Origin of the sequence: Streptococcus sp. k-378, from assembly GCF_013277505.1 — a bacterium.
GTDB classification, from domain to species: Bacteria; Bacillota; Bacilli; order Lactobacillales; family Streptococcaceae; genus Streptococcus; species Streptococcus pseudopneumoniae.
In genome coordinates, this window is the sequence record NZ_VMNC01000068.1 from 1 (window position 1) to 11,707 (window position 11,707).

General features: G+C 39.8%; 5 protein-coding genes. 2 read left to right on the top strand and 3 right to left on the bottom strand.

Annotated elements, in window-relative coordinates; all coding sequences use genetic code 11:
• The 3 genes from HT719_RS11645 to HT719_RS07310 form a co-directional block, all read right to left on the bottom strand.
• Positions 1–4,710: YSIRK-type signal peptide-containing protein (locus HT719_RS11645; protein WP_240156562.1), on the bottom strand; the 4,710-nt coding region annotated here is incomplete at its 3' end.
• A 416-nt stretch (positions 4,711–5,126) separates the two neighbouring features.
• Positions 5,127–5,924, bottom strand: coding sequence for a Nif3-like dinuclear metal center hexameric protein (locus tag HT719_RS07305; RefSeq protein WP_023935965.1), 798 nt, complete (start codon positions 5,922–5,924; stop codon positions 5,127–5,129).
• Positions 5,911–6,588: a tRNA (adenine(22)-N(1))-methyltransferase TrmK gene (locus HT719_RS07310; RefSeq protein ID WP_172928713.1), complete on the bottom strand. Its 678-nt coding sequence runs from the start codon at positions 6,586–6,588 to the stop codon at positions 5,911–5,913. The genes HT719_RS07305 and HT719_RS07310 overlap by 14 nt, the downstream gene beginning before the upstream one ends.
• A 348-nt stretch (positions 6,589–6,936) precedes the next feature.
• Between HT719_RS07310 and HT719_RS07315 the strand changes: the two genes are divergently transcribed.
• Together HT719_RS07315 and HT719_RS07320 are read left to right on the top strand one after the other, a co-directional pair.
• The gene (locus HT719_RS07315) at positions 6,937–8,175 is read left to right on the top strand and encodes an MFS transporter (RefSeq protein WP_172928715.1); all 1,239 of its coding nucleotides are present in this window, start codon (positions 6,937–6,939) and stop codon (positions 8,173–8,175) included.
• 212 nt (positions 8,176–8,387) lie between these two features.
• Complete coding sequence (locus tag HT719_RS07320; RefSeq protein ID WP_172928716.1) at positions 8,388–11,510, top strand: DEAD/DEAH box helicase; 3,123 nt, start codon at positions 8,388–8,390, stop codon at positions 11,508–11,510.
• Positions 11,511–11,707: the final 197 nt, after the last annotated feature.

Here is an 11,707-nt window from a genome sequence, read left to right on the forward strand (position 1 = left end):
ATTCGCTTGCGTTAGAGCTGTCTTGTCTGCTGGTTTCACCACATACGTTACTCTTACGTTTTCTGTACTTTGATCTGTATAAGTAACAACAACGTCAAGAGTATAGTTCCCTACTGTAGTTGGATACTGTGTTCCTTCTTTCAGTACAGCTGATGCTTTGTTAGCTACATCTACAGCAGCAAGTAACTCTGCATTTGTAGGATTTTCACCGATTACTTTTGTAATCGTCTTAGTCGTCGGGGCTGTGTGTTCTGGAATAGGATGATTTTGGTTATTTGCTTGAGATTCAACATCGCCATTTCCTCTAGTAGAGGCTGTTGTGATATTTGTATTCCTGTTCACTTTTGTATAGTCAAGCGTAACCTTACCATTTGCTAGACTGATACCATCTGGTAAGGTTGTTGAAGAACTCCAATTATTTCCTCGTTTAACCAGTGTTACTGTGGCATTGGTATTTTGTTTGTTCTTATAAGTTAAGGTCACTTTTTCTGCATCTGTCGGTAATGTAACTTCTACATCTCCATTTTGACGTGTAGCACTAGTTGTTGCACTCGGTTGTTCAAACTTAGCCTTAATTCGTTTAGTTTCTGAAATTTTCGTTGCGCTAGAAGCTTTTACCGCAACTTCCGTCCCGTCTTTTACTAAACTTTTTGGAAGGGTAAAGCTATTGCCACTAGCTGTAATTTCTGCAACAGCACTCCATCCTTGATCAGTTTTTCTAAAATGTTGTGTTTCTGAACGATTACTAGTTTGATTATGATAAGTCAAATCAAACTCAGTAGCTTCCTGCGGTACAGTAATTACAACCGAACCATCTGGTTGGGCTATACCACTTACATCCTCTAATCTTCCTAAAACCTTAGTAGTAGCTGCTATACTAAAGTCAGAGCCGTCCTTCTGCTGCTTAACTGTAACTGTTGAACCTGCTTCTGCTGTTTCAGCTTGGATTAGGATTTTGCCCAGTCCATTTTCATCATTTATAATCGAAATTGTGCTATCTGCATTGGCGTCATCCTTATTCCAGTTGCTACCAGTTTTAGTAAAACCAACAGTTTTTTCTTGTCCAGTAGCATTTGTATACGTAAGCATAACCTTAGTAGCTTCGTCTTGACCTACCATTGATGTTACCGTTAGAGTTTCTTTATCTTGTGAGATAGTTGGAGATTGAGGCGCTTGGACCGTCACTTTTGTAACCAAGTCATCTCGTGAGATAAACTTACTTTCTGATCCGTCCTGACTTGTAACAGTTGCATTTCCATCACTATCCACTGTAACAGTCGCTCCTGGGTTAGCAGCTTGTAGAGCCTTCTTAATCTTTTCAATATCTGAAGAATTTAGTTTCTCTGGATCGGTTACAGGTACTTTCTGCTCTGGGTTGACTAACGGTTTACGGTTCTTTGCAGCTTCTTTTTGCTCTTCTGTCAGCTCCAACAAATCTTTGTGGGAAATCAAGCCACTTGTTCCATCTGGTTGTACAACATAGGCATCTCCATTTTGCCCAACGTGTACAGTAGCACCAGGATTTTTCTCCTGAACCTTCTGAGTAATCTTTTCCAATTCCTCTTTGGTTAGCTTATTTGGATTAGCTACCTTCACTTTTTCAGTTGGTTTTTGGATTTCTTTTGGAGAAGTCGAATCATCTGCAGAATCTGCTTGCCCACTTTGTTTCACAAAATCACTAACAGCAGCTTCTTCCTTTTGTCCATCCGGTCTGGTCACCTGAACCTTACCATCATCTGTTATTTCAACTTTAAATCCTGGATTAGCATCTTCAATAGCTTTTTTTAGCTTATCTTTCTCGGTTTGATTTAGACTACCTGGATTTTCAACGGTAACTTTTTCTGCTGGGCTTACAAAGTCACGGCTAGCTTCTGTAGGAAGTTCTAGTTTAAGCGATTCTGATAGTGGTGATACAAGATAGTCTAAAACAGGTTCATCTGTACCTTCCTTAACCACTGCCGTAACTAGACGAAGTTCCTCATTCCCCACCAATTCTTGTCTATACTTATCAGGAGTAAACTCAACTGTTCCATCCGCCTTAACATCACCACTAGCAAGAATAGTATAGCCAGTAGCTTTTTTAGGCTTATTATCAGAAACACCTGTGCCTACAGCATCCACATCATTCCCACCTTTAACCAAGAAGGTTTTCAGTTTTGCTTTATCAGGAATATTTGCTGCTTCTCCTTTTGTTCCAGAGTTTGCTTTGATGACCGGTTTTCCTGTAGTCTTTCCTTTCAAACTCTCAGCTGTTGTTGCAAAACTCGGTTTCGTAAATGGAATGTATAGATAGAGTTTTTCTGTCTTGGTTGTATTATCTTCGGTTGTAACCGTAACAGTAATTTGATGGATACCTGAATTGGTTTTGTTAATAGTTCCTGTTAATGACTTCTTGCTACTTAGGGGTCCCTCATGCTCCACTTCACCCTGAACCAAGCCCGTGTTTTCTAAATTAGTTACTTCAATATTTTTGATAGACTTACCAAATGGAACTCGAACCAGCACTTGTAGTTGTTTTTCAGTATAATTGTCACGATATAGTGCTTTATACTTACTTGTCTCCAAGCTAGAAGCTGCTCCGCCCTCTCCACTTTGTCCAAACCCAATACGAATCTGACTGCTATCGTAGTTGGCTACTTTAGCATCTGATAATTCAGACTCTAAGAGTGAAGTTCGCTTGCCTTCTGCAGTCAAATAAGACTGACCTGACACACGTGACTTGACAGTATAAGAACCGTTTGTAATAACAACATTTTTGAAGGTTGCATTTCCATCATCACCAGCAATACTGGTTGCTACTTCTTTTCCGTCATGGTAGAGAACCATCTCTACACCTTTGGTTCCGTTAGTTGCAGTGATATCCTTTATCGTCCCTGCTTGCTTTTGCAAATCAGTATTTAAACTTGGTTTTTTCGGTTTCACAACAAAATTTAACTGAACCAATTCACCAGAACCGTCAGCAAAGATTCGCTCTACAAGATAAGATTTCACTCCCGGAGTACTGACGATAGCATCTGCAACCTCTTGATTGTTTTCAACTTTGACGCCGTCCTTAAAAAGATTATAAGAAGTTGGATGTGATTCAGCATTATCCCCTACCTTATCCCTATTTTTAAAGTAGGATTCAAGGTCAATGCCTCCATCGCTTTTAGCAATTAAAGATGAAGAGTTACCTGGAGTTGTTGATACATTATTATTTCTCGGCTGCCAAATTTGCCCTTGTACAATCTGATAGTAGCCATTCCCTTCCAACTGAGCCGGATACTTCTCAGCCTGGTCTCCTTCACCGGCAGCTCTACCGTACCACTGATTGACTAGCAAGCGATTAACTGATTTCCCTGACAGCCTAAACCCTTTAACACCCAAGGCGTAATAGAGATTACGGAAAGTCGTATCTGGGGAAGTCGTCTCAAAGGTCAAATGGTAGCTATCATCACGTCCTCCGTCCAAAGAGAAGGTGTAGACTTTCTCGGTTTCATTTTTGATACCAGAGTATTTAGAAGCTGCCTTTTTCTCAACTTCAGTTGGGAAGTTTTTATCAGCATGGTAGTAGAAACCTTTCTGCACCCACCAGTTAACTTCTTCCTTGGCTAAGCCATCCAGACTATCCGTCCGATAACCATAACCTCCACTTTTTGCTGCCGCTCCTGTTGATGCAACAGTCCCCTGCTTTTCATCACTAATTCCATCAGCTGATTGTAAGGCCTTTAGAATTTGATCCTCTCCGTTACCTGCATCTCCACTAGTAGCAGTGGTGCCACCAGTCTTATGATCATAACGAGAAATAGTTACTGAGTTTGCTTTTACAGTGTGGTTTTTAGGTAGGGTAAACCAAAAAGTATTTGATAAGTAGTGGTGTGGACCCCGTCCTACTTTTCCCTTATTGATATCAATCTCCCATTTAAAACCAGTTTCTGTTTTCTTGACTATCCCGTAGATAAAATCTTTCGCTTCCGGAATACGAAACTCTTTTCCGTCCCAATATGCTCTTGAACGTTGCGAACCATAGACATAGGTTCCACGGGCATAAGGTGAACCTGCATGTCCATCTTCTAAAAAGTAGTTGATCCCATCTACATAAGCATTACTTGGCACAGCTATGTAGCCTGAAGGAACTTCTTGTCTGCTTCCTCTTGAACGAGGTTGAATCGCTGTTGTCACCGGAGTGTTTAACGGTTGTTCATCCTGTTCTGTATCATCCTCATCATCGTCAAGTGGAATAGGGTCATAGTCAGACTGGCTGTCTTTGAGCACCCGAGGCTGAAGGACTCCAGTGCTGCTTGTTTTGGCTGCTATCGTGTCAGCAGATCCTGCCCTTTTCTCTCTCACCTGAGAACTTTCTTGAACAGACTCTGGCTGGCTAGAGTCTACTCCAGTAGTTTTAGGGGCAGCTACTGTCTGTCCTTGATTAGATCCTTCCGCTGACCTCCCTTGCCCTTTTATCTCCTTTGTGATCTTGCCTTCAGCAAGTTGCTCAAGTACAACCTCCTTCGACTCTCCCTCATCCGACTCCTGCAGAGCCCCATCAGGGTTACCATCAAATCCAGCGACCACGTCATTAGTTGTAGCTGGAGTGACTGTCTCACTCGCTGCTACTGCACCGTTGGCAAAAAACATCAATGCGGCAACCGCAACACTGGCGGCACCAAAGTGGTACTTACGAATGGAGTAACGGAAGACCTTTTCTCTGTTAGACTTTCTAAAATCCATAACTCTTTCTCCTTAAAGATATGATTGAAGAGAACATGTCATTTTCCTCTTCAATTGACAATAATATTAAATAGCAACTTACGACTATTTACCCCACTATACCTCCTATGAAGAGTATACAGTCTAGTAGCAATTATACCACCCCCCCCCCCGAATTTTGCAAGGAAAAACATTTAATTTTTTCTGTTTTTAGAGTATTTTATGGCAAATTGTTATCTTTCTAATTATATGTATTGGATTTTTTGATTAAACTGCAAAAAACGAGGACTATTGTATTTTTTTATTTATAAAATTTCGGGTATAAGTTTTACAAAAAAATCCAGTCTCAACAATGTCTCAGAATCACATTTGTACTAGTGTAGTTTCAGTTTACCATAACTATACTAGTACAATTTTTCATTGTCTTCACCTTCTAACTAGATATGATGGAAAGGATTGGTCGATGCTTGGCTAGGTAAAATCTCTAGTTCCCAGCCTTTTTCCTCTTTCCATTGAGTAAGGAGTGCTGCGATTTTTTCCACAAACAGCACTTCGATATAGTGACCTGGATCCAATGCCAGCAAGCCATCAGACAACATATCCTGGGCAGTGTGGTAGTAAATATCACCAGTGATATAGACATCCGCTCCTTTAGCTAAAGCATCCTTATAGAATGACTGCCCGCTTCCACCACAGATGGCCACTCTTGAAATAGGTTTCTGCAAGTCATTCTCTTGATAATGCACCATTCGAAGACTATCTAGGCCGAATACTTGCTTGACATACTGGGCAAAGTCCCCAAAGGTCTGAGTCAGAACATTCCCAATACGTCCAATTCCACGTTCAGGACCTGTCTCCTGAAGATAAGTTATCTCCTCGATTCCTAGCATCTGACAGAACCAGTCATTGAGACCATTTTCAACGATGTCAATATTGGTATGGCTGACATAAACTGCAATGTCATGCTTGATGAGATCAATGTAAATCTGATTTTGTGGACGGCTAGCTACCAAATCCTTGATGGGACGGAAAATCGGCGCGTGCTTGACGATAATCAAATCCACACCCTTTTCAATGGCTTCAGCCACCGTTTCTTCACGAATATCGAGAGCCACCATGACACTTTGGATGTCCTTGTCCAAAGTGCCAATTTGCAGACCACGACTGTCTCCCTCTATAGAAAATTCCTGAGGGCAAAAGGCTTCATACACGTTAATTACTTCACTTGCTAGCATGGAGAACCTCCTTGATGGCTTGAATTTTATCTACTAGAACTTGACGTTCCTCCAGATTTTTTTCTGGAATTTGTCCGAGGGCAAACTCTAGCTTAACAGCTTCTTTTTGCCATTTTTGGACAAAGACTGGACTGACCTCTTTGCACAAGAAGGGGCCAAATCGAACATCACTGGCTGATAGTTTCATTTGTCCTGCTTCCACCACCAAAATCTCGTAAAACTTGCCAGCTTCTTCTAAGATACTTTCGGCTACAATCTGAAAACCGTAGTCCTGCAACCAGATACGCAAGTCGTCTTCACGATTATTGGGCTGGAGGATCAACCGTTCTACACTAGCTAACTTGTCCAAGCCTTCTTCTAAAATCCTAGCAATCAAACGACCACCCATGCCAGCAATGGTAATGACAGACACTTGGTCAGTCTCTTCAAAAGCTGCCAAGCCATTGGCTAAACGAACCTGGATTTTCTCCTTTAGGCCGTGAGCCTCAACATTTTTAACCGCGGACTGGTAGGGACCTTCTACGACCTCACCTGCAATGGCACTTTCGATTTGTCCTCTCTCAACCAACTCGATAGGCAGATAAGCATGGTCACTTCCCACATCTAGCAAAATGGCTCCCTGTGGCACAAAGGAAGCCACTAATTCTAATCTCTTTGAAATCATCTTATCTCACTTTCCAAAACTCTATTACCTCTTATTATACCACATTTCAATCCTCAACTTTCCAGTAATATAAGCACCTCTGGCGAAAGAAGTTTCAATGTCCTAAGGTAATAGATGGATTCACTTGAAATATTTTTCGGAAATTTACAGAATTGTCAAAAAATAGGTAATTTATTCAAAAAAGTCTTGACTTTATAAAAAATATACACTGAAATATATTTAGAAGATTAGAGGAGATAAAAGTTTCACTAAATTTTATATTTGAAGGTAGTATTTAGATAGGAAATTTAGTCAGACGAACCACGAATTTGCTCTATGCTTTCTAGAATTTATTATAAGGAGATTAATATGCATATTTTTCTTAAAAATCGAGCTTTTCGTCAGCTAACAGTAAATGAGTGGATTTCAAGTTTTGGAGATACTATTTTTTACTTAGCTTTTATCAATTATGTCTCTTCTTATACGTTTGCTCCCTTAGCTATATTTTTGATCAGTCTATCAGAAACCATTCCTCAGGTCTTGCAACTTTTTACTGGAGTTATAGCTGATTTTCAAAAAAATCGAATCAGCAAGTATATTTCTATCCTCTTTATCAAGATCCTCCTTTATTCTGGAGTGACTTTGCTCCTGACAAGTACCGACTTCTCTCTCTTTTCTGTTTTCTTTATTTGCAGCATGAACTTGATTTCAGATACGATTGGTTTTCTTGCAGGATACATGCTGACACCGATTTACATACGGCTAATAAACGATGATATGACGGAGGCTATGGGTTTTAGGCAGTCCACGAGTTCCATTGTACGTTTGATAGGTAATCTCAGCGGAGGAGTATTTTTAGGACTGTTTAGCATTTCTACTCTAGCTTTTGTAAATGTTTTAACCTTTTTATTTGCCTTTCTAGGAAGTCTACTTATTCGAAACCGCTTGAAAAAAGAGGAAGAAAAAATCGAAGTTCCTCCTTATGTAGGAATGAGTAGCTTTTTCCAGCATTTGAAAGAGTCAATGAAATTATTGATGACTATGGAAGATGTCATGGTCTTGCTTTGGATTTTGTCCATTAGTCAAGCTGTTTTGATGATGGTAGAGCCTGTCAGTGCGATTCTACTGATTCACCATCCTTTTATGGGTTTGTCAACAGGGCAAAGTCTGGCAATTTTGATAATGATAAGCCTTCTTCATGTTATTTTAGGTGGACTTCTGAGTGGATTTCTATCTAAAAAAATTTCTATTCGCCTGAATATTTATTGGAGTCTATTGATGGAGTCTCTCATTGTTATAGGTTTTCTACGTGGAAGTTTTTTACTTATTTTACTAGGAAGTACAGGTGATGCTTTCTCGGCAGGAGTATTGAGTCCTCGCTTGCAAGCCATGATTTTTGGAATCATTCCTGAGGAGTTAATGGGATCAGTTCAATCCTCCATCAATGTTATCAACTTGCTTATCCCAGCTGTCCTATCCCTTGCTCTCGTATTTCTTGCAACAAGTGTTGGTCTTGAAGTTGTTGCCTTTGCTCTTATAATTTTACTACTTATAGCAGCCTATCTAGTTCACCAGATGAAAAACTTACCAAACCAAGAAGAAATTTAGCTAGAATGTTATAGATAGGTCAGTTTTCACTTGATAGTTTCTGTGGAATCGTAAGCTCCTTGTAATTGATTGTCGATATTACATACAACTATCTGGCAACTACAAATGTTTCCAATCCCTATCAAGATGCAATTTATATAAGATAAGTCTATTCTTTTCCTATAAAATCTGATAAGATAGAGGAAAGAATAATTAGAATAGAGGTTACTTCAATGGCGGTTCCCGATAGACTCCCTGCTCGTATGAGAATGGATGGACGAACTATTTTCCAACAGATAAAAAACTATTTTGATACTGAAAATAAAGAATATTTTAAGCACCCCAATACCTATGATGGTATTTCCATGCATCTGGAACCCAACATCCTGACCAGTATGGAGCACTTCGATTTGACTGGCTTTCATTGCGAATGTAAAGATTTCCAAAATCAGGGAGTCTGTAAACACTGGGTTGCCATGGATTTCTACTTTCGTAGCCTCCCCCAAGCTATTCAAGAACGCATTGGTAAAGCGAGTCATAAACCAAGTTTTGCCAGCCAACTGATTCCTACCTTGCCATCTGATGAACTCCAAGATGAACTGGTAGAAGAAAAAGCGGTGGCGCCTTCACTTTCCCTTCATGGACAAGTCGAAATCCGAAATCATAGCCTAGCATGGACCTTAAAACTACAGGTAGAACAGGCTTCTCGTACCTATGTTATCAAGGATATAGCTCACTTCATTTTTCGCATTTTCCAAGAGGAAGATTACTTTGTTTCACAGAAAATCGGGACAATCAGATTATCCTTAGATCAGTTTAATCAAGCATCCCAAAACCTACTCCTCTATATCAAAAAATATTTCATCGATAGAAATGAACATTCTTATTTCAACTTCAGTTATGGCATTAGCCCTAGAGATTGCGGACGCTATTTAGAGACTCCTGTTAGCTATTTAAACGACCTCGTCCCACTTTTTCAAGCTTTGGATGTCTTCCAATATGTAACCTCAAAAGCCGAATACCCTCTTATATTCTTAGATGATAGTCCCTTTATCCCGGAAGAGGAAATTTTTAAGGTTGTCAAGTCTAATAACCATTATGAAATCATCAATACAGCTTATTTTGGTTTCATTATTCAAGAAAAACTTTGGATTCGACACAATCACTTCCACATCATCAAAGAAGAACACCGTTACTTTTTGGATAAATTAGCTACTTGGATCTATCATTATCAAGAAAGTTCTCCTCTTATCTTTTCACAGGAAAATAAGGCTGAACTTATGCAAATCTGTAATATCATCTCAAACTATGTTCCTATCAGTCTTCCAGATGAATTACAAATCCATGACTTTATCCCCACCTTTTCCTTCTCCAAGACTAGAAATGAAATTGCCCTTAATATGGTGTGGTCCTTTGGAGAAAAACAAGTCCATTCTAAACAAGATCTCCTAACCCTCCCCTATACTTACCAAGCTAGCAAAGCTAGAAAAATCTATCATCAACTGCTTTCTGCTGGTTTCAAAGAGGAATTTCATAGTCTTTCCAAAATCAAAATCGTTGATTTCTTCCTAAAAGAACTCCCCCGTTTTCGTACTCTGGGTCAAGTTCAACTAGATGAATCGCTTGAAAAACTCTTAGTAGAAGATCCTGCTGTCATTGACATTTTTGACGACGAAGGCTTCCTTTCAGTTCAGTTTGATTTTTCTATGATTTCAGAAGATGAGGTTGAAAAAGCTATCCAAGCTTTATGGAATCAAGAAAGCCACTACCAAACCAAGCAAGGAAAGGTTCTAGTCTTTGACGATGAAAGTCTCAAGGTTGCCCAAAGTCTCCAAGATCTTCGCGCTAAATTTTCAGACGGAAAAATCAAGATGCACAAATCTCGTGCCTTTAGCCTTTCTGAAACCTTCAAAGACAATGAGCATATCAATTTTTCTCGTGATTTCAAAAAGATGGCTTATGACCTGACCCACCCTGAAGAATTTGATATCAAGCCTTATGAAGTCAAGGCCAAACTCCGCTCCTATCAAAAAGAAGGAGTCAAGTGGCTGAGTATGCTGGATCATTATCATTTTGGGGGAATCCTGGCAGACGACATGGGTCTAGGGAAAACCTTGCAAACCATCACTCTTCTGGAAGCCAACCTTAAACCAGACCAGAAAGCTCTTATCCTAGCTCCAGCCAGCCTTCTTTATAATTGGAAGGAAGAATTCCGAAAATTTGTACCTCACAAACAGGTTGAAGTAGCCTATAGTAGCAAAACTGAGCGTATCAAACAAATTGAAAAATCTGCTACTATCACTATTACAAGCTATCCATCTTTTCGATCTGACCTTAAACATTATCAAAAGCAGTCTTACGACTACCTCATCCTAGATGAAGCACAGATGATAAAAAATAGTCAGACCAAAACAGCACAAGCTTTAAGAGAATTTGATGTCAAAACCTGCTATGCCCTATCTGGAACTCCTATTGAAAACCGTCTCGAAGAGATTTGGTCTATTTTCCAGATAGTATTACCAGGTCTCCTACCAAGTAAAAAGGAATTTTCAAAATTGTCACCTCAACTCGTTGCTAAACTGATTCAACCTTTTGTCCTGCGTAGGAAAAAAGACGAAGTTCTGACAGAATTACCTGAACTGAGCGAGCACCTCTACAGCAATGAACTCAGCAGTTCACAAAAAACGCTCTATCTAGCTCAACTTCGACGCATGCAAGAAATGGTTTCAGGAGCCAGCGCCTATGAGATTAAACGTCATAAAATTGAAATCTTAGCAGGACTAACCCGACTTAGACAAATCTGTAATACCCCTGCTCTCTTTTTAGAAGACTACAAAGGGGATAGTGGAAAAATGGACAGCTTATTCGAGCTCCTAGACACCATTCGTGAAAAAGGGTCACGACCACTTATCTTTTCACAATTCACCTCTATGCTTGATCTCATTGAGCAAGAACTAGAGAAAAAAGAAATGTCTCACTTTAAAATAACAGGACAAACACCTTCAGATAAACGTCAAGAAATGGTCAATCTTTTCAATCAAGGGGAAAAAGACTGCCTCCTCATTTCCCTAAAAGCAGGTGGAACAGGACTTAATCTAACAGGAGCTGATACCGTCATCCTCTGTGACCTCTGGTGGAATCCAGCAGTTGAGATGCAAGCCATCGGTCGAAGCCACCGCCTTGGCCAGACCAAACAAGTCGATGTCTATCGCCTTATCACACTTGGTACCATAGAGGAAAAAATACAAGAACTCCAAGAAAGTAAAAAAGAACTCTTCAACACCGTCCTTGAAGGACAAGAAAGCAGAAGCAATCTGAGCGTTGATGATATTAAAGAAATCTTGGGTGTTGAATAAGTGAAAAAGAACTAGAGTAACCACACTTAGTGGGTCTATCTAGTTCTTTTGTAAGCGCGTCATAACAAGGTATCTATCATTCATGGAAGACCTCCTGTATACTATTCGTAAAGTAAAACTATTGGAGGATATTTTAATGCCACAACCTATTGTTCCTGTAGAGATTCCACAATCTCGTCGTTTTGATTCTAAAAAGA